Genomic DNA, 20,452 nt, shown 5'->3' on the forward strand with positions numbered 1-20,452 from the left:
CCACAATCGGCGCCAGAAGCATGAAAACAATGATATTCAGGACGTAATTTTTGAACACAGCGTTAAGTGTCCCAAGCCTGCGCCGCATCATGGCGATGGCGGTGGAATCCAACCACGAACTCAGCGTGGGTAAACCGTGAGCGTCTCCTTAAGCCGTCTAGAGCGTCAGCTCGGCTACACCTTCAAGGATCAGGAACTGATGGTCCTGGCCCTGACTCACCGCAGTTTTGCCGGGCGTAACAACGAACGCCTGGAATTCCTCGGTGATGCCATCCTCAACTTCGTCGCTGGCGAGGCGCTGTTCGATCGCTTCCCGCTGGCCCGCGAAGGCCAGTTGTCGCGTTTGCGCGCACGCCTGGTGAAAGGTGAGACCCTGGCCGTACTGGCCCGTGGTTTCGATCTGGGCGATTACCTGCGCCTGGGCTCCGGTGAATTGAAGAGCGGCGGTTTCCGTCGCGAGTCGATTCTGGCCGATGCCCTGGAAGCGCTGATTGGTGCGATCTACCTGGACGCCGGCATGGACATGGCGCGCGAACGCGTGCTGGCCTGGCTGACCGGTGAGTTCGAGGGCTTGACCCTGGTCGACACCAACAAGGATCCGAAAACCCGCCTGCAGGAATTCCTGCAATCGCGGGGCTGTGAGCTGCCACGTTACGAAGTGGTGGATATCCAGGGTGAGCCGCATTGCCGAGTCTTCTTCGTCGAATGCGAAATCACCTTACTGAATGAAAAAAGCCGAGGTCAGGGTGTGAGTCGTCGTATTGCCGAACAGGTAGCGGCCGCCGCAGCACTGATTGCCCTGGGTGTGGAGAATGGCAATGACTGATACAACCGCAACACGCTGTGGCTATGTTGCCATCGTCGGCCGTCCCAACGTGGGCAAGTCCACGCTGCTGAACCACATCCTGGGTCAGAAACTGGCGATCACCTCGCGCAAGCCGCAGACCACCCGTCATAACATGCTGGGCATCAAGACCGAAGGCGCGATCCAGGCTGTCTACGTCGACACCCCAGGCATGCACAAGGGCGGCGAAAAGGCCCTGAACCGCTACATGAACAAGACCGCTTCGGCGGCGTTGAAAGACGTCGACGTGGTGATCTTCGTGGTTGACCGCACCAAGTGGACCGACGAAGACCAGATGGTCCTCGAGCGCGTCCAATACGTGACCGGCCCGCTGATCGTGGCGCTGAACAAGACTGACCGCATCGAAGACAAAGCCGAGCTGATGCCGCACCTGAGCTGGTTGCAGGAACAGCTGCCGAACGCGCAGATCATGCCGATCTCGGCCCAGCACGGGCACAACCTCGAAGCGCTGGAGCGTGTGATCGCCGGCTACCTGCCGGAAAACGAGCACTTCTTCCCGGAAGACCAGATCACCGACCGCAGCAGCCGCTTCCTCGCTGCCGAACTGGTACGCGAAAAAATCATGCGCCAGATGGGCGCCGAGCTGCCGTACCAGATCACCGTCGAAATCGAAGAGTTCAAGCAGCAGGGCAAGACCCTGCACATCCATGCCTTGATCCTCGTTGAACGTGACGGCCAGAAGAAGATCATCATTGGCGACAAGGGCGAGCGCATCAAACGCATCGGCACCGAGGCGCGCAAGGACATGGAGCTGCTGTTCGACTCCAAGATCATGCTCAACCTCTGGGTGAAAGTGAAAGGTGGCTGGTCCGACGACGAGCGCGCCTTGCGTTCGCTGGGTTACGGCGACCTGTAACACGCTTCAACGATCAAAAGATCGCAGCCTTCGGCAACTCCTTGTAGGAGCTGCCGAAGTCTGCGATCTTTTTTTGCAATCCCTGACCGGGACACAAGACCACCATGTCGACCACCGCGCCCATCGGCCAACTCGCCTACGTGCTCCACAGCCGCGCCTACCGCGAAAGCAGTGCGCTGGTGGACTTCCTCACGCCGCAAGGTCGGCTGCGGGCGGTGTTGCGCAGTGCGCGAGGTAAGGCCGGGACGTTGGCACGGCCATTCGTGCCGCTGGAAGTCGAGTTTCGTGGTCGGGGCGAGCTGAAGAATGTCGGGCGCATGGAGAGTGCGGGGACTTCGACCTGGCTCGTTGGCGAGGCGCTGTTCAGTGGCCTCTACCTGAATGAACTGCTGATTCGCCTGCTGCCGGCCGAAGATCCGCATCCCGGTGTGTTCGATCACTACGCTGCGACGTTGCTTGCCCTGGCTGAAGGTCGACCGCTGGAACCGTTGCTGCGTTCGTTTGAATGGCGATTGCTGGATGATCTTGGCTACGGTTTTGCGCTGAATACCGACATCCACGGCGATTCCGTCGCGGCGGATGGTCTCTATCGTTTGCAGGTGGATGCAGGGTTGGAGCGGGTCTACCTGTTGCAACCCGGTTTGTTCAACGGCACTGAGCTGCTGGCCATGGCCGAAGCCGACTGGACCGCGCCCGGTGCGTTGTCCGCCGCCAAGCGTCTGATGCGTCAGGCGCTGGCTGTTCACTTGGGCGGTCGTCCGCTGGTCAGTCGCGAACTGTTTCGCAAGCCCTGATCACCCCGTATGCTGTGCGCCGAATCTTTCAATTCAGGAGCGCTTCCGTGACCATCAGCAATCGCATTCTTCTTGGCGTGAACATCGACCACGTTGCCACTTTGCGTCAGGCCCGGGGCACGCGCTACCCGGATCCGGTCAAGGCCGCACTGGACGCGGAAGAGGCGGGCGCCGATGGCATCACCGTGCACTTGCGCGAAGACCGCCGGCACATCCAGGAGCGCGACGTGCTGCTGCTCAAGGACGTGCTGCAAACCCGCATGAACTTTGAAATGGGCGTCACCGAAGAAATGATGGCGTTCGCCGAACGCATCCGCCCGGCGCACATTTGCCTGGTGCCGGAAACCCGTCAGGAACTGACCACCGAAGGTGGCCTGGACGTGGCCGGGCAGGAAGCGCGGATCAAGGCTGCGGTGGATCGCTTGTCGAAGATCGGTTGCGAAGTGTCGTTGTTCATCGACGCTGATGAGCGGCAGATCGCGGCGTCCAAGCGTGTTGGCGCCCCCGCCATCGAGCTGCATACCGGCCGTTATGCCGATGCCGAGACGCCGACTGATGTGGCGCAAGAACTCAAGCGTGTGGCCGATGGCGTGGCGTTTGGTTTGACCCAGGGCTTGATCGTGAATGCCGGCCATGGCCTGCACTATCACAACGTTGAAGCGGTGGCGGCGATCAAGGGCATCAACGAACTGAACATCGGCCATGCGCTGGTGGCCCATGCGTTGTTTGTCGGGTTCAAGTCGGCGGTTTCGGAGATGAAGGCGCTGATTCTGGCGGCTGCGCTCAAGGGTTGAGACAGGCGGCGCTACCTTCGCGGGCAAGCCTCGCTCCTACAGGTCGGTGAGCCTGATCGTTCCCACGCGGAGCGCTGATCGTTCCCACGCTCCGCGTGGGAATGCCGCCGGGGACGCTCCGCGTTCCGCTTCACCAACTGACGCAGAGCGTCAGGAGATGCATTCCCACGTTCCGCGTGGGAACGATCAAAGATCTAAAGCGGCGGCGTTTCCTGATTCGGCTTGGACTTGTCGATCCCCGGCACGTGCAGGTTGCCCTCAGCCACTTGATCACCTTCAAGCTGTGGCTGCGTGACCCAGGTCAGGATGTCGTAGTAGCGACGGATGTTCGCCACGAAGTGCACCGGCTCGCCGCCCCGGGCGTAGCCGTAACGGGTTTTACTGAACCATTTCTTCTCTGAAAGCCGCGGCAGGATCTTCTTCACATCCAGCCATTTGTCCGGGTTCAACCCTTCCTTGGCCGCCAGTTTGCGCGCGTCATCCAGGTGACCGCTGCCGACGTTGTAGGCCGCCAATGCAAACCAGGTGCGATCCGGCTCTTGGATCGACTCGTCCAGCTGATCCTTCATGTAGGCCAGGTACTTGGCGCCGCCCATGATGCTCTGCTTGGGGTCGAGGCGATTGGACACGCCCATGGCCTGTGCGGTGTTCTGGGTCAACATCATCAGGCCGCGCACGCCGGTCTTGGACGTGACCGCCGGTTGCCACAGCGATTCCTGATAGCCCACGGCCGCCAGCAGGCGCCAGTCGACTTTCTCTTTCTTCGCGTAATTCTTGAAGTGCTGTTCGTACTTGGGCAGGCGCTGCTGCAAGTGCTGGGCGAAGGTGGTGGCGCCCATGTAGCCGAGGACATCGACGTGGCCGTAATAACGGTCTTTCAGGCGTTGCAGCGTGCCGTTCTTCTTCACCTTGTCGAGGTAGGCATTGATCTCGTTGAGCAGGCTGTTGTCTTCGCCGGCGGCCACCGCCCAGCTCTGGTTGCTGGCATCACCAAGGTCGAAGGCGACCTGGATGTTGGGGAAGTAGACCTGGTTCATCGCCACTTCATTGGAGTCGACCAGGGTCAGGTCGATCTGCCCCTCATCCACCATCCGCAACAGGTCGACGACTTCAACCGCGTCGGACTCTTCGTATTCAATGCCGGGGTATTTCTTTTTCAGCTCCGCCAGTTGCTCGGCGTGGGTGCTGCCCTTGAGCACCATGATCTTCTTGCCGACCAGATCACCGGCATCGGTAGGCCGGGACTGGCCATTGCGGTAGATGATCTGTGGGGTGACTTCCAGGTAGGAATGGGAAAACCGTACCTGCTTCTTGCGTTGCTCGCTGCTGACCAGACCGGCAGCAGCCAGCACCGGGCCGTTAGGCTTGCCCACCTGGTTGAACAGGTCGTCGAGGTTGTCAGCCGTCTCGATTTTGAGCTCGACCCCCAGATCTTCGGCAAAGCGCTTCACCAGCTCGTATTCGAAGCCGGTCTCGCCGTTACGATCCTGAAAGTAGGTGGCGGGGCTGTTCCGGGTGATCACCCGCAGCACACCATCCTCCTTTACGCGCTCCAGCGTGTTGGGTTTATCAACACAGCCACTGAGCATCAGGAAGAGTCCGGTTGCGATCAGCCATTTGGCGTACCGCGGACGCAAAGCCGTTGGGGAAAACATCTGCGCAGTATACGCAAAGGACCACGACCGCCATATCTCGACAGCGAAGGCCTTGTCTGCTAGGCAACGCAAAACTGCCCGGGAGCCCGCAGGAATGGGCCCGAACAGCAATTTGTGACAGAAAAAATAACCCGCCAAATGCAACGATTTTCGGTACGGATGCCCGGCCCGACGTTCGGGTACGGCCGCGCGCACCGTTTCGGGTGATGTCGCGGGCGGTTTAGGCTAGAATGCACGGCCTCAAAGCACACCCCTTCCCGAGGCTGTCCCGAAGATGTTGATCCTGCGCGGCGCTCCTGCCCTTTCTGCCTTTCGCCACAGCAAACTCCTTGAGCAACTGAGCCAGAAGGTCCCGGCTGTCAGCGGCTTGTATGCTGAATTCGCTCACTTCGCCGAAGTCACCGGCGTCCTGACCGGCGACGAACAGCAGGTGCTCGCGCGCCTTCTGAAGTACGGCCCAAGTGTCCCGGTGCAAGAACCGACCGGTCGTCTGTTCCTGGTGTTGCCGCGTTTCGGCACCATTTCGCCGTGGTCCAGTAAAGCCAGCGACATCGCTCGCAACTGCGGCCTGAGCAAAATCCAGCGCCTGGAACGCGGTATCGCGTTCTACGTGGCCGGCCAGTTCAGCGACGCCGAAGCGCAGCTGATTGCTGACGTACTGCACGACCGCATGACGCAAATCGTGTTGGGCAACCTCGAACAGGCCGCCGGCCTGTTCAGCCACGCCGAACCCAAGCCCCTGACCGCGATCGACGTGTTGGGTGGCGGCCGCGCCGCGCTGGAAAAAGCCAACACCGAGCTGGGCCTGGCCCTGGCCGAAGACGAGATCGACTATCTGGTCAACGCCTTCATCGGCTTGAAGCGCAACCCGCACGACATCGAACTGATGATGTTCGCCCAGGCGAACTCCGAGCACTGCCGTCACAAGATCTTCAACGCCAGTTGGGACATCGACGGCCAGAGCCAGGAAAAAAGCCTGTTCGGCATGATCAAGAACACCTACGTGATGCACAGCGAAGGCGTTCTGTCGGCTTATAAGGACAACGCTTCGGTGATCGTCGGCAACGTTGCCGGTCGCTTCTTCCCGGACCCTGAAACCCGCCAGTACGGCGCGGTGCAGGAGCCGGTGCACATCCTGATGAAAGTCGAGACCCACAACCACCCGACCGCGATTGCCCCGTTCCCGGGCGCGTCCACCGGTAGCGGTGGCGAGATTCGCGACGAAGGCGCCACCGGTCGTGGTGCCAAGCCAAAGGCCGGCCTGACCGGTTTCACCGTGTCCAACCTGCAAATTCCGGGCTTCGAACAGCCGTGGGAAGTGCCGTACGGCAAGCCTGAGCGCATCGTTACCGCGCTGGACATCATGATCGAAGGCCCACTGGGTGGCGCCGCGTTCAACAACGAATTCGGCCGTCCAGCCCTGACCGGTTACTTCCGTACCTTCGAACAGTCGATCACCACCCCCCGTGGCGACGAAGTTCGCGGTTACCACAAGCCGATCATGCTGGCCGGCGGCATGGGTAACATCCGTGCCGAACACGTACAGAAAGCCGAAATCACCGTCGGCTCCAAGCTGATCGTCCTCGGCGGCCCGGCGATGCTGATCGGTCTGGGTGGCGGCGCGGCTTCCTCCATGGCCACCGGCACCAGCTCGGCGGACCTGGACTTCGCTTCGGTACAGCGCGAAAACCCTGAGATGGAACGCCGCTGCCAGGAAGTCATCGACCGTTGCTGGCAACTGGGCGACAAAAACCCGATCAGCTTCATCCACGACGTGGGCGCGGGCGGTCTGTCCAACGCCTTCCCGGAACTGGTCAACGACGGCAACCGCGGTGGCCGCTTCGAACTGCGCAACATTCCAAACGACGAGCCGGGCATGGCCCCGCACGAAATCTGGAGTAACGAATCCCAGGAGCGCTACGTTCTGGCGGTCGGCCCGGCTGACTTCGAACGCTTCCAGGCGATCTGCGAACGTGAGCGTTGCCCGTTTGCCGTCGTCGGCGAAGCCACTGCCGAACCGCAACTGACGGTCACCGACAGTCACTTCGGCAACAGCCCAGTGGACATGCCACTGGAAGTGCTGCTGGGCAAAGCCCCACGCATGCACCGTTCCGCTGTTCGTGAAAACGAACTGGGCGACGACTTCGATCCGTCGACGCTCGAGATTGCCGACTGCGTTGAACGCGTCCTGCATCACCCGGCCGTGGCCAGCAAAAGCTTCCTGATCACCATCGGCGACCGCACCATCACCGGTCTTGTGGCCCGTGACCAAATGGTCGGCCCGTGGCAGGTTCCGGTGGCCGACGTTGCCGTCACCGCCACCAGTTTCGACGTCTACACCGGTGAAGCCATGGCCATGGGCGAGCGTACTCCGCTGGCGCTGCTGGACGCTCCGGCGTCGGGCCGCATGGCCATCGGCGAAACCCTGACCAACATCGCGGCTTCGCGCATCAACAAGATCTCCGACATCAAGTTGTCGGCGAACTGGATGTCCGCCGCCGGTCACCCGGGTGAAGACGCGCGTCTGTACGACACCGTGAAAGCAGTCGGCATGGAATTGTGCCCGGACCTGGGCATTACCATTCCGGTGGGCAAGGACTCCATGTCCATGGCCACGCGCTGGAACGACGAAGGCGTCGACAAGACCGTCACTTCGCCAATGTCCCTGATCGTGACCGGTTTCGCGCCAGTGGCTGACATCCGTCAGACCCTGACCCCGGAACTGCGCATGGACAAGGGCACCACCGACCTGATCCTGATCGATCTGGGCCGTGGCCAGAACCGCATGGGCGCCTCGATCCTGGCCCAGGTGCACGGCAAGCTCGGCTCGCAAGCGCCGGACGTCGATGATGCCGAAGACCTCAAAGCCTTCTTCGCCGTGATCCAGGGCCTCAATGCCGACGGGCACCTGCTGGCGTACCACGACCGTTCCGACGGTGGTCTGCTGACCAGCGTCGTGGAAATGGCCTTCGCCGGTCACTGCGGTTTGAGCCTGAACCTCGACGGTCTGGCGGAAACGTCCGCCGACATCGCCGCGATCCTGTTCAACGAAGAACTGGGCGCCGTGATCCAGGTTCGCCAGGACGCGACGCCAGACATCCTCGCGCAGTTCAGCGCGGCCGGTCTGGGTGACTGCGTGTCGGTAATCGGTCAGCCGATGAACAACGGCCAGATCAACATCACCTTCAACGGCGAAACCGTGTTCGAAGGGCAGCGTCGTCTGCTGCAACGTACCTGGGCTGAAACCAGCTACCAGATCCAGCGTCTGCGTGACAACGCCGACTGCGCCGAGCAAGAGTTCGACGTGTTGCTGGAGGAAGACAATCCGGGCCTGAGCGTCAAGCTGAGCTACGACGTCAACCAGGACGTCGCCGCGCCTTACATCAAGAAAAACATTCGCCCACAAGTTGCCGTACTGCGTGAGCAGGGCGTCAACGGTCAGGTGGAAATGGCCGCAGCCTTCGACCGCGCCGGTTTCAACGCGATCGACGTGCACATGAGCGATATCCTGGCTGGCCGTGTTGACCTGAACGAGTTCAAAGGTCTGGTCGCTTGCGGCGGTTTCTCCTACGGCGACGTATTGGGTGCCGGCGAAGGCTGGGCCAAGTCCGCGCTGTTCAACAGCCGCGCTCGCGATGCGTTCCAGGGTTTCTTCGAACGTAACGACAGCTTCACCCTCGGCGTGTGCAACGGTTGCCAGATGATGTCCAACCTGCACGAGCTGATCCCGGGCAGCGAGTTCTGGCCGCACTTCGTGCGTAACCGTTCCGAGCAGTTCGAAGCCCGCGTGGCGATGGTCCAGGTCCAGGAGTCGAACTCGATCTTCCTGCAAGGCATGGCCGGTTCGCGCATGCCGATCGCCATCGCTCACGGTGAAGGTCATGCCGAGTTCGAAAACGAAGAAGCATTGCTGGAAGCCGATCTGTCCGGTTGCGTGGCGATGCGTTTCGTCGACAACCACGGCAAGGTCACCGAGAAATACCCGGCCAACCCGAACGGCTCGCCGCGCGGGATCACCGGGCTGACCAGCCGCGACGGTCGCGTCACGATCATGATGCCGCACCCGGAACGCGTGTTCCGCGCCGTGCAGAACTCGTGGCGTTCGGAAGACTGGAACGAAGACGCACCTTGGATGCGTATGTTCCGTAATGCGCGCGTCTGGGTGAACTAAGAGCGGGTGAACCAAGCGCTGTGTACAAGCTCAGTTTTTTTGTTCCAACCAGTCACGTCGAAGACGTGAAAAGCGCCGTATTCGCCGCCGGTGGCGGGCGGATCGGTGCTTATGATCACTGCGCGTGGCAGGTGCTCGGTCTGGGCCAGTTTCGTCCACTGGACGGCAGTCAGCCGTTTATTGGCGAAGCGGGGCAGGTCGAACAGGTTGAGGAATGGAAAGTTGAGCTGGTGGTGGCGGATGAGTTGATCGTGGCCGTGGTGGCCGCGTTGAAACTCAGCCATCCCTACGAGACGCCGGCTTACGAAGTGTGGCGGCTGGAAGATTTCTGATCTTCCGGGCTGCTGAAATGAGAAACCCGCTGATGCAAATCAGCGGGTTTTTTATTGGGCGGGATCTTTACGACGTGTTCATTGCTTCATGGCGCAGGCGTCAGGTGCACCTCTTGCCGGAGCATGTTGAGCAGTTCGAGCAGGGATTTGAAACGTCGCGTCTGCTTGACCCAGCGATTGATAAAAAACAGCCCGTTATCGTCGATCTGGATCGGGGTGGAAACGATGTCCCCGTTGCCGGATTTGTGCAGCAAATTGATCTCTGCCGTGGACGGGCGTTCGATCAGGTAGTGCCCGGCCACGGTCAATCTTGATCGGTCGACTGGAACGATGGCCGCCGGTCTTGGCATGCCGGCAATGCCGACGTCCAGTATGAAGTCGCTGCGCAAGGCCCGCGTCGTCAGTGACGTGGGGTCGGTTTCCCAGAAACCACGGTGGATGCTCCTGGCCCGCGCCGGTGCGGTATCCCTGACATGCAGGCTGACTGCACCGAGCATTTCCGCCAGCCCCGGCACCCCAAGGTTATTGTTGGTGTGGGCGCTGCCGACGAAGGCGATCCATTTGTGCGGGCCCTGTGTCGCCTGATCGGCGCGGATGACCTGGGCGGCGAAGTAGCTGAACATCTGGTTTCGCGTAAGGTCCCCGTCCTCCATTCCTTTGATGTGATAGCTGGCGGTGCAGTCGATGGCCCTGACGCGGATGCCGTACTTGCCAGCAGCCTGGATCACTTCCGAGTAGGTATCGGCGCCGGTGTAGAAGGGCCCCATGTGGCCCACGTCCTGGTTTTTGAGGTAGGTCTTGAGGCGGTTGGGCATTCGCTGGGTCAAGTGGAAGGCATCCAGGTGGGCCTGGTGCAGGTCGGTCAGCAGGTGCTCGACGTAGAGGGTCTTGAATCCCAGCTTCTTGATGTTTTTCATCTGCTTTCTGAGCAACGCCTTGCTCGACTCGTGGGTATGGCCCTCACCGATCACCAGCCCCGCCAGTGGGCTGTCGGCCACCTGTTTCAGAAACGATTCCGGCGTCGTGCTTGCGGTGATCTCAGGCAGTGCCGGCCTGCCGGGGGGCACGTAGTCGGCAAAAAACTGCTTGGCGGTGGTGTTCAGGCTGGAGCGCCGTTCGAGAAAGGCCATGAACGGGCCTTGCCTGCTCTGACTCGCTGGTGCGTAGCGGCTGTCCAGACCATGGGGCTGACGGGATAGGCGGGCAACGTCCTCGCGCAAGGCTGGGGCGATGTCGAAAGCGCTGAAATGCTGAACGCCGGGTTCGGGGGCAATCGCTGCCGCCGGTGTGCTCGGCGCGGGTGCCTTGTAGGCAGTGGGCACTGCCATTCGGTAGTCGGCTTTGGCCAGTGCATCCCCGGGCATGGCGCCTGCGGTATCGGCCCAGATGCCCGCCGGTTGATCCAGCCCGACGTCTTCGACGCGCAGCGCCACGGCATTTTGCAGGTCCGCCAGGCCGGGGGTGTCGTTGAATGTCCGCAGGCGTGACTGTTCGACCAGGGCGATCCAGCGCTCGTGCGGGGCGTCGACGACATCGCCGGCAATGACTTTGTGGGAATAGAAATTCCTCACGGCGTTATCCCGTGGCGTGGTCGGCGAGGTCTCGCCCATGAGCAGGGCATCCTCCAGTTGATAACAGGTCGAGGCATCCAGGGCGCGTATTTGCAGACCCTTGTCCCTGGCTTTGCGCACCAGGGCGAGGTAGCAATACTCCGCGTCCGGCGCGTGACCGAGGGCTGTGTCCATGGCCTTGAGGTGCTTCTCGATGTGCCGCCAGGATTTGCCTGTGTTGAGCTTTTCCAGTTTGATCGGGAAGACGTCACCCGGCAGGTATTCCACGTACAGGCGCTTGAAGCCTTTTTCAATCAGCTCATCCATATGAGCGATCAACAGTTGTTTGCTGGCGAGGGAGCCCGGTACGGCACCGATGATTAGGCTCTTGTTACCGGCAAAGGTGTCGCTGGCTAGCCACTGCGTTATGGACAGGTCGGTCTGGACCGGAAGGATCCGGGGCGCGGCGGGCAGCGGGCCGAGCCCCCTGAAAAAGGCCTGCGCGTCCGTGGTCAACCGCCCGACCTGTTGCAGGTAGGCGGTGCGCGCATTGCCCAACTGCTTGACGGCTTTGTCCAGCACCGGCTGCGCGGAGTTGAACATCAATTCGCCCATGTTGACCATTTCGGTCCTGCATTGCGGGTCCAGGATGCCTTCGAGCCGATCCCGGTGTTTCGCCGGTATCCCGTAGTCTTTGTGCGGCCCGGGGGTTTCCTGCACCGGTTGATATTTTGGTCCGCCGCCGGACACACCGCTGCGTACCAGGACGCCGTCGGCATCTGGCGTGACCAGGCGTCCGGTCGAGGCCCATTGGCCGTGCGGGTCCAGGCGATACAGCAAGTAGCGGCCGATCGCATCCGGGGTGTTCGTCGTCCAAAGGGTCCGCCCTTCGAACACCACCGCGCGCATGTCCGTCGGGGGCAGCGCGGCGGGTTCCAGTTGCCGGATCAGTTGCATCGCGCGGCTTTGCTCGGCACCGGCGCTGCTCAGGCGCAACGAGCGCCCCACGGGTTTGAGTGCGCGCAGGGCGGGGCGCAAGTCGGTGAACAAGGCGCCGGCACTGTTGAGCAGGTAACCGGCGAAATGCTCAAGCGCCGCCGTGGTATCGCCCTGATTGTAGGCGTGCAGCGCGAGCATGGCGTCCTTGAACGCCAGCAGCAGGCCGGCGCTCAGGCTCAGGATCGGGTACGGCGCGGTGGCGATCGCGGCCACCCATTCGACGCAGGTCCAGACGAGGTCGCTGATCATCCGGGTGCGGTTGACCGTGGTGGCGTTGACGTCGTCGATCTTGCGCTGCAACTGCATGTTGTACAGGGCATGGCGCATGTCGGACGTGGCCGCCACGGAACGGGTCGAGTCGTAGCGCGCCGGGCTGACGCTGGTGGTGTCCAGTTGATCGGGCAGTTGTTGCCTGACCTCTTCGAGGAAGGCGCGGACGCGGGTGCGGGATGGAACGCCGACCCGTTGGGTCAGGTAAGCGATCATGCCGGGCTGTTTTTTCAGCAGGTAGTTGAACAACCGCGCTTCGCGAAAGCTGATGCCGTCGGGGGCTTGCGGGGTGTAGAGCAGAACCGGGCGGTCGCCGTGGCTGAACAGCCAGGCGCCGATCACCCAGTCGCCGTCGATCATCAAAGGGTGCAAGGCGTATTGGCTGCGCGTCGACGCCGAGCTGTCGCCCAGGTTGGCAATGCTCGCTTCCAGCCATTGCAGATCGACGCCGGTGAGGTGCCCTTGCAGGTGGCACTCTAGCGCGGCGCTTTGCATCTGCCGCTGGGTGATGGCCAGGGTGGTGTTGCGCCGCAGCGCATAGCCGAGGCTCTCGGGGCTTTGCAGTTCGGTCCTGACCTTGTCGATGTAACGCTGGCCGATCCACACCCCGGTGACCGAGCGTGCGACGTTTTGCGCCGTCAGGCGGCTCAGGTCCACACCTTGCGGGCCTTTGAAGCGCGCCGAATGGGAGAACTTTTCATCGAGAAAACCCACGCCGTCGGCATAGCCGTCGCGGTACAGCTGGGTATAGCTCAGCGGTGGCGGTGTGGTGCCGGCAAGGACAGGGGGCGAATACGCCCACACGGTGTCCGGATCGACGTCGTTGGCGCTGCGTCCCAGCAGTTCGTTCAAGCGTGCCTGGGCCTGCTCATGCAGGTAGGTATCGAAGTCCGGAAACCGGCTTTCCGAGGCCGGATGATCGTTGAAAGTGCGCAAGGCGCCTTCGGCGTCTTCGGCCAGGGACGAGAGCTTTTGCCTGTCTTGGGCGCTGGCTGAGCGATACCAGCCCGGCGTGGTGAACTCATAGTCGTCGACCCGCGTGGCCAGCACATGCTCGGCCATCGACCTCAGGCAATCGCGATGGCTAACGGCGACCGTGAACCGGACTTCCTGGTATTCCCGGTCCTGGGGTTTGAAGCTCAGGCCGGCCAGCACCTGGCGCAGGCTGGGGCGAAAACGCAGGGGCGCCCGGGTGATCAAGTACTCGGTCATGCGGGCGGCAGCGGCGTCACCGTTGTTCAGGGCCCAGCCGAGGATGTGTTGTTGGCAAGCGGCCTCGCTGTCGAACGCCTGGAATTGCTGGTCTCGCGGCGCTTCGGGGGTGCAGAGCAGCAAGCGTTTGATCGTTCCGTGGTCGTCCGCCTGGCGCAGCACCCACACATCCTGCAGTTGCGCGCCATGCAGCGACAGGGTGCCGGCCCCCAGGGTTGCGGCGCTCAGTCGCGTATCGCTGCCGGCGCGCAGGCGCTGGATCAATTGCAGGTCGTCGTCGCGCAGATGACCTTGCAGATACGCGGTGTAGGCCAGTGCGTCGATCCGCTGATCGAGCATCTGCTCGATGGCCCGCCTGATTTCGGGGCGGGCATGCATCCGGGTTTGCACCTCGGCAAAATCCACACGCGGGTGCAGGGTGTCCAGTTGCTGAATCAGCCACGCCGGGGTCAGGTCCATGTGCGATTCGTGCAGGGGCGCGCCGTGGTAGGTGAGGGTGGTTTTTTCCAGGAAGTCCGAGCCGGGCAACGCGTCTCCGGTATGGGCGCCGCGCAAGGCCAGCTCGATCAGGTCTCGCGAATGTTCATAGACACCAAAACCGGCGACGTAACGGCGGGTGCGCAGGTGCAGGTGTTGTGGTTCCAGGTCATGGATTTCCAGCTCATCGCCGAGCCGTTCAAGCCAGGCGTCACGGGCCAGGGCTTGCGGACTGGCGGCGGGGCCCAGCAGGTCCAGCAAACGTTGCCGCGCCTGGTTGTAATGACGCAGACGCAACGCCAGTTCTGCCCGGCGGTCTTCACTGGCGCTGCGATACCAGTCCGGTGCGCTGTAACGCAGGCTGCGTTCAAGCAGGGCTTGGGCGTGAAGTTCGAGGCGGGGCGTGAGGTCCGGCAGGGCGGCGTCGATGGCGCGGTCGAGGGCGCGGAGCAATTGGCCGCTGTCGTGCTCGGGGTTGTCGGCAAAACTCAAGGCCCGCTCGATATCCCGGGTGCGTTTGTCGATCAGCGCGTCGTAGAGGTGTTCAAACAAGGGGGTGCTGTCGATGGGCGACAACTGCAATGGCCAGATGCCGGATTCGCTCAAGGCGTGATAGCGCGTCGGCAGCATCTGCATGAAGTCACTGCGCCCGGCGGCGTGCTGCATGTGCTGCGACAAATGACTGTTGAGCGCGGCCAGCGAGTCGAAGGACTCGACCCCTCGCGAGGGCGTGAACAGCAGGACCTGGCCGACGTTTTGCAGCGTCAGTAAATCGTTGGTCACGGGGCTGTTTTTTTCCGTGGCGACAAAAGCCCCGGCCAGTTCGACAGTGTGTTCCTGATAGCTGAACTGCAAGGCATACAAGCCTGGGCGCAGGGCTGGCCCCAGTGCCAGGCTTTCCAGCATCTTGCCGGCCTGCGGATGCAGCAAGCGATCCTGGACCGCCCACCGGGCTTCGTGTTCGATGGCGGTGAACCCGGCCTCAAAGGTCATGAAGGACTTGGCAGGCTTGCCGTCGATCAAGTCCCGCAGGTCCATGTCCGCCAAATGCGCGATGAGCGTGGCCCTGAGTGTCGCGAGCAGCGTTTGCCCGGCCTGGCTGTGCAAATCACTGTCCGCCAGCGCCTGGTAGTGCGCGCGGCAGCGGCGCAGAAACGGCTCGCGGTAGTTTTTCAGAAGGCCGTTCAGGCGTGTCAGGTAGACCTGCTCGGCCGAGGTTTTTTGTTCGGGCAGCAAAGGGGTTTGGGTCTTGAACAGATGATGACCGATCTGGTTGAGATAGCCTTTGATCTCTTCAAAGGGCGGCGCGGCGGTGGGTGTGCTCATCGGCACGGTCTCCAGGCTGATGGGAATAACCTTCAGCTTGGAGTGGGGCGCGTGGGCGGTGGCGGTACATAGTTACCACCTTTCGCCGCGTGGGATGTGCGTGTCAGGCGTTTAAACACGGCTTGTTTAAAACCACTTCTGAGTTACTTCCCGAGACCTACAAAATCTTGCGCCGTTGCCTACGGCTACGCCAGAATCCGCCGGCTTGTGTGCCTTGGGGCTGGCCTCTATCGTTTCCGCACCGCTGCCCATCAGTGGTCGGGTTTAGCAGCCCAGGACAATTAACAAGATGCACAAGCTCCGTCAGTCAGGCATTTCCATGCCAGCACTCGATGGTAGCTGTGTGCAGGGCGTCTTCGGGCGCGCCGGTTTTGTTAGTTCCCCGGTCTGCTAACCTGCGCACAGCTGCCTCCCCCTCGTTTAGCAGCAGAAGGGTTGGCGCCCGATCTGAGAACTGACTTATGACTAAAGTGACGCCCGATCCGCCAGAAACCGACCCAACATCCCCGCAACAACCCGAATCACAACTACGCGACATCCCCTCATCCGCCGACATCAAAGCCACACCGCGCAAACCCTGCACCCTGTTTGCCGTTAATCCAAACGCCAGCAGCGAAACCCTGATGACCTACCTGGTCGAGACCCTGGCCTCGGTCGACGTGCTGGTCCACAACCTGGTGGACCTGCTGGACGGCAGCTCACGCAACGCCCTGCTGGGCATCTCCAACAGCGTGATGCTGGCGGAAATCACAGCGAACCGGGTGCTGGATCAGATCGACCCGCGTGAATAGACCCGGCCCCTTCGCGGGCAAGCCTCGCTCCTACAGGGGAATGCAATCAACCTGTAGGAGCGTGGCTTGCCCGCGAAGACGGCAGGTCAGGCGCCAAAGATCTAAACCTTGGCACTCACCTCACTGCGATTAACCAACGCCTCCAACGCCCCACTCAAACTCGGCGCCTTGTCGCCAATCAGCAGGTGCCAAATGCCACCTTCAAGCTGGCTGACACCCTGGCAGCCCAATTCCTTCAACTGACACTCCGACAACGCCTTGCCATCCGCCAGTTGCAGGCGAATCCGGGTCATGGCGATGCAGTCCATTTGCAGCACATTGTCGCCACCGCCCAAGGCATTCAGCCACTGCTGCGCTTCCGGTGTCGCTACGGGTTTCACCACGTCGACCACAGGGGCAGGGGCAGCGATAACCCCACGACCCAGAGCGGGCATCGCCAGGCGAATCTCATCGGCGATGCTGTCGGCCATCGGCCCGACCACCACCTGCAAACTCCCGCCCTTGCCCGGACGCACCACGGCCATTGCGCCCAGGGCTTTGAGCTCGACATCGTTGGCCTTGTTGCGATCCACCATGTCCAGTCGCAGGCGCGTGGTGCAGGCGCCGACGGTGATCAGGTTGTCCGCGCCGCCCAACGCCTTGATATAGGCCCCGGCACGCTCGTTCGCCGCGACCACCACTTTCTCGCCTGAAAAAACATCTTCACGCCCCGGCGTCTTCAGGTTGAAGCGGCGAATGCAGAAATCAAACACCAGGTAGTAGATCGCCGCGTAGGCCAAACCGACCGGGATCACCAGCCAGCCGTTGGTGGATTTGCCCCAGCCCAGGACCATGTCGATGAAGCCGCCGGAGAAGGTAAACCCGAGGTGGATGTTCAGCATGTTGGTGATGGCCATCGACAGGCCGGTCAGCACGGCGTGCACCAGATACAGCATCGGCGCGAGGAACATGAAGGCAAACTCAATCGGCTCGGTTACACCAGTCAAAAACGACGTCAGCGCCATCGACAGGAAGATCCCGCCCATGACCTTGCGCCGCTCCGGCAAGGCGTTGCGGTACATCGCCAGGCACGCGGCGGGCAGGCCGAAGATCATCATCGGGAACATGCCGGTCATGAACTGGCCGCCCTTCGGATCGCCGGCAAAGTAGCGCGACAGATCGCCGGTGACGATGGCGCCGGTGGTCGGGTCGGTGAAGTTGCCGAACACAAACCACGCCATGTTGTTGAGGATGTGGTGCAGGCCCGTGACGATCAGCAGGCGGTTGAACACGCCGAAAACGAACGCGCCGAAGCTGCCGCTTTCCATCATCAATGCGCCGAAACTGTTGATGCCTTGCTGGATCGGCGGCCAGACCAGGCCGAAGATCAACCCCAGGCCGACGGCGGCGAAACCGGTGACGATGGGCACGAAACGCCGGCCGCCGAAGAACGCCAGGTACTCCGGCAACTTGATGTCCTTGAAGCGGTTGTACAGCGCGCCGGCCATCAAGCCACTGACGATCCCGGCGAGCATGCCCATGTTGATGCTGGCGTCGAGCACCTTGAGGGTCGACACCATCACCAGGTACCCAATGACCCCGGCCAGCCCGGCAGTGCCGTTGTTGTCCTTGGCGAAACCGACCGCGATGCCGATGGCGAAGATCATCGCCAGGTTGGCGAAGATCACCTGGCCGGCGTCGTGGATGATCGCGATGTTCAGCAGATCGGTGTCGCCCAGGCGCAGCAACAGGCCGGCGATGGGCAGGATCGCGATCGGCAGCATCAGCGCGCGGCCGAGGCGCTGCAAGCCTTCGATGAAGTATTGGTACATGGCGTATCTCCCTGGATTCTTGTTTTAGTTGTTCAGCTCAGAGGCCAATGTTGATGACAGGCGTGACGCACCGCGCCGGCGCTGCTCAACTTGAGCAAGCCCTGGCTGAGGCGCCGGCATTCGCTGGCGTCGAGATGGCGGACGCGATCCTTGATTTCGCCGATCTGTACCGGGCTCACCGACAACTCGCTGACCCCCAAACCAATCAGTACTGGCGTGGCCAACGGATCCGACGCGAGCGCCCCACAAACCCCGACCCAACGGTTATGCACCGCCGCACCGGCGCAGGTCTGCGCGATCAAACGCAGCAGCGCCGGGTGCAACGCATCGACCCGGGAGGCGAGGCCGGCATGGTCGCGGTCCATGGCCAGGGTGTATTGGGACAAGTCGTTGGTGCCGATGGACAGGAAGTCCGCGTGCTCGGCCAGTTGTTCGGCCAACAGCGCGGCGGCCGGGACTTCGATCATCACGCCAAGCTCCGGGCGTTGAGTCAGCTCCAGCTCGGTGCACAAGGCGTCGAGGCGTTGGCGGATGTGCAGCAGCTCGTCGACTTCAGTGACCATCGGCAACAGGATCCGGCAGCGCGATAACGGGCTGACGTGCAGCAGCGCGCGCAGTTGCTGATCGAGCAGTTCCGGGCGCACCTGAGCCAGGCGAATCCCGCGCAGGCCGAGCACCGGGTTGGCTTCGGCGGGCAGTGGCAGGTAGTCGAGTTGTTTGTCGCCGCCGACGTCGATAGTGCGGATGATCACCGACTTGTCGCCCATGGCATCGAGCACGGCTTGGTAGGCGAGGCGTTGTTCCTGTTCGTCCGGCGCGGTGTTGCGATCGACGAACAGAAACTCGGTACGCAGCAGGCCGACGCCGTCGGCGCCATTGGCCAGGGCATCCGCCGCTTCGGCACTGGACGCCACATTGGCCGCGACTTCAATGTGCGAGCCATCGAGGGTCAACGCCGGGGTGTGCGCTTGCGCCTGTTGCTGGGCGCGACGTTGCTGATGATCGATTTGCGCCTGACGCACCTCGGCCAGGCGTTCGGCGCTCGGCGTCAGTTCGAGGCGACCGCCATCGGCATCCAGTACCACCGCTTGGCCTTGCGCCTGATCCAGCAATGTCGAACCCAACGCCACCAGGCACGGCAGGCCTTTGCCCCGGGCGAGAATCGCCACATGAGAGGTCGCGCCACCCGCTGCCATGCACAGGCCCGCAACGCCATGCTGACTCAGTTGCAGCAGATCGGACGGCGTCAGTTCATGGGCCGCCACGATGGCGCCAGCGGGAATGTCGTAATGCCAGGTTTCCCCCAGCAGGGCGCGCAGTACTCGTTGCTTGAGGTCACGCAAATCATTGGCGCGTTCGGCCAGCAACGGGCTGCCGAGTTGCTGCAGGACCTCGCACTGAACGTCGATGGCCTGGCTCCAGGCGTGGGTCGCGGCGCTGCCGTTGTCGATGGAGTGCGCCGCTGCGTCCAGCAACGCCGGGTCTTCCAGCAGCGCGAGGTGCGCGGCGAAGATCGCTTCCTCGTCGGTGTGCTTGTGCTTGCGGGCCTGGGTCAGCGTGTGATCGATTTCGCTGCGCACCACGACCAACGCGGCATCAAGGGCTTGCCGTTGTTGCTCAGGATCGTGGCTGCCGGCGTCCACTGGCAGGCTGATCGCGTTCAAGCGAAACAGCGGCCCGGCGACCAGACCGGGCGCGGCGCAAACGCCATGCAACACACCCGCTTCGGCCGGGCGATTGCGTTGAGCAATCGGCGCTGGCGCAGCGGTGTGACTGTCTTGCGCCAACGCGGTGGATAACGCAGTCAACAACGCCTGCAACGCCGCTTCAGCGTCCGGGCCCTGACTGCTGACCTGAACGTCTTCCTGCTCGCCGATGGCTAGGCTCATCAGCCCGATCAAGCTGTCACAGGGCGCCGATTTGCCGGCGAAATGCAGCCGCGACTGGCTCTTGAAGCCTTGCGCCGTCTGCCGAATCAGCGCCGCCGGCCGAGCGTGCAAACCACCGCGATGGGCGATGCGGACATGACCGTGAACTTCGATGCCGCAAACGTCGACTTCGACCGGCACGCCATTGGCCAACCGCCGCACGATATGCAGCAGCGGATCGCCGACCTTCACCGGTTTCAGGGTGATCGGTCGCGCCTGGAAGTCCTGGCTGTTGGTCAGGATCATCAGGCTGACCAGGCTTTTGCACTGCTGCGCGACCTTGTCCAGGTCATAGCGCAACAGCGGCTGGCCGTTAGAAACCCGCGCACCTTCCTTGACCAGCATCGAAAAGCCTTCACCCTGCAACTCGACGGTGTCGAGGCCCAGGTGCAGCAGCAACTCGGCACCGTTGTCGGCGCGCAAGGTCACGGCGTGGCCGGTACGGGCGACATGCACCACCACGCCGGCGCAAGGCGCGTGAAGGGTGTCATTCAATGGATCGATAGCAATCCCGTCACCCATGGCGCCACTGGCGAACACCGGGTCCGGGACTCTGGCGAGCGTGAGCACCGGGCCGCTGAGCGGGGCGCTGAGGGTCAGCTCTTTATTATTGTTGTGCAT

At 62.3% G+C, this 20,452-nt stretch carries 11 protein-coding genes; 7 read left to right on the plus strand and 4 right to left on the minus strand.

Translation table 11 applies throughout. The annotated features are described in order from the left end of the window. Positions 1–136 precede the first annotated feature (136 nt). From rnc to pdxJ, 4 genes are all read left to right on the plus strand, one after another. The gene (gene rnc, locus ACY4LX_RS06565; RefSeq protein WP_054054779.1) at positions 137–826 is read left to right on the plus strand and encodes a ribonuclease III; all 690 of its coding nucleotides are present in this window, start codon (positions 137–139) and stop codon (positions 824–826) included. Then, positions 819–1,721 carry a GTPase Era gene (era, locus tag ACY4LX_RS06570; protein ID WP_054054777.1) on the plus strand — a complete coding sequence of 301 codons (903 nt, stop codon included), beginning with the start codon at positions 819–821 and terminating at the stop codon, positions 1,719–1,721. The genes rnc and era overlap by 8 nt, the downstream gene beginning before the upstream one ends. Before the next feature lie 104 nt (positions 1,722–1,825). Next, on the plus strand, positions 1,826–2,515 hold the full coding sequence (recO, locus tag ACY4LX_RS06575) for a DNA repair protein RecO (protein WP_463259472.1): 690 nt from the start codon (positions 1,826–1,828) through the stop codon (positions 2,513–2,515). A 47-nt stretch (positions 2,516–2,562) separates the two neighbouring features. Beyond that, positions 2,563–3,309 (plus strand): pyridoxine 5'-phosphate synthase, encoded by a 747-nt coding sequence (gene pdxJ / locus ACY4LX_RS06580; RefSeq protein WP_463259473.1) that lies wholly within the window; start codon positions 2,563–2,565, stop codon positions 3,307–3,309. Between the two features lie 194 nt (positions 3,310–3,503). Here the strand turns inward: pdxJ and mltF are convergent, their stop codons facing one another. After that, positions 3,504–4,964 (minus strand): membrane-bound lytic murein transglycosylase MltF, encoded by a 1,461-nt coding sequence (gene mltF / locus ACY4LX_RS06585; protein WP_463259474.1) that lies wholly within the window; start codon positions 4,962–4,964, stop codon positions 3,504–3,506. A 274-nt stretch (positions 4,965–5,238) separates the two neighbouring features. On the opposite strand from mltF, the gene purL reads away from it, so the two are divergent. Then, positions 5,239–9,135 (plus strand): phosphoribosylformylglycinamidine synthase, encoded by a 3,897-nt coding sequence (gene purL / locus ACY4LX_RS06590; protein ID WP_463259475.1) that lies wholly within the window; start codon positions 5,239–5,241, stop codon positions 9,133–9,135. Positions 9,136–9,155: 20 nt separating this feature from the next. Further along, on the plus strand, positions 9,156–9,467 hold the full coding sequence (locus tag ACY4LX_RS06595; protein WP_463259476.1) for an NGG1p interacting factor NIF3: 312 nt from the start codon (positions 9,156–9,158) through the stop codon (positions 9,465–9,467). A gap of 86 nt (positions 9,468–9,553) precedes the next feature. On the opposite strand, the gene ACY4LX_RS06600 is transcribed toward ACY4LX_RS06595, so the two are convergent. Next, a complete protein-coding gene (locus ACY4LX_RS06600; protein WP_463259477.1) occupies positions 9,554–15,301 on the minus strand; it encodes a membrane-targeted effector domain-containing toxin in 5,748 nt (1,915 codons plus the stop codon). A gap of 461 nt (positions 15,302–15,762) precedes the next feature. Here ACY4LX_RS06600 and ACY4LX_RS06605 point away from each other — a divergent pair, with 461 nt between their 5' ends. Then, positions 15,763–16,092 (plus strand): DUF6124 family protein, encoded by a 330-nt coding sequence (locus ACY4LX_RS06605; protein ID WP_463259478.1) that lies wholly within the window; start codon positions 15,763–15,765, stop codon positions 16,090–16,092. Between the two features lie 101 nt (positions 16,093–16,193). On the opposite strand, the gene nagE is transcribed toward ACY4LX_RS06605, so the two are convergent. Together nagE and ptsP are read right to left on the minus strand one after the other, a co-directional pair. Beyond that, positions 16,194–17,903 carry an N-acetylglucosamine-specific PTS transporter subunit IIBC gene (gene nagE / locus ACY4LX_RS06610; RefSeq protein WP_149657457.1) on the minus strand — a complete coding sequence of 570 codons (1,710 nt, stop codon included), beginning with the start codon at positions 17,901–17,903 and terminating at the stop codon, positions 16,194–16,196. A 32-nt stretch (positions 17,904–17,935) separates the two neighbouring features. Next, complete coding sequence (gene ptsP / locus ACY4LX_RS06615; RefSeq protein ID WP_463259479.1) at positions 17,936–20,452, minus strand: phosphoenolpyruvate--protein phosphotransferase; 2,517 nt, start codon at positions 20,450–20,452, stop codon at positions 17,936–17,938.

Source organism: Pseudomonas sp. Emmai (assembly GCF_055179735.1).

Coding starts and splice junctions, on each gene's coding strand:
- era (WP_054054777.1), top strand. CDS start 819: ATGACTGATACAACCGCAACACGCTGTGGCTATGTTGCCATCGTCGGC.
- recO (WP_463259472.1), top strand. CDS start 1,826: ATGTCGACCACCGCGCCCATCGGCCAACTCGCCTACGTGCTCCACAGC.
- mltF (WP_463259474.1), bottom strand. CDS start 4,964: ATGTTTTCCCCAACGGCTTTGCGTCCGCGGTACGCCAAATGGCTGATC.
- purL (WP_463259475.1), top strand. CDS start 5,239: ATGTTGATCCTGCGCGGCGCTCCTGCCCTTTCTGCCTTTCGCCACAGC.
- ACY4LX_RS06600 (WP_463259477.1), bottom strand. CDS start 15,301: ATGAGCACACCCACCGCCGCGCCGCCCTTTGAAGAGATCAAAGGCTAT.
- ACY4LX_RS06605 (WP_463259478.1), top strand. CDS start 15,763: ATGACTAAAGTGACGCCCGATCCGCCAGAAACCGACCCAACATCCCCG.
- nagE (WP_149657457.1), bottom strand. CDS start 17,903: ATGTACCAATACTTCATCGAAGGCTTGCAGCGCCTCGGCCGCGCGCTG.
- ptsP (WP_463259479.1), bottom strand. CDS start 20,452: ATGCACAACAATAATAAAGAGCTGACCCTCAGCGCCCCGCTCAGCGGC.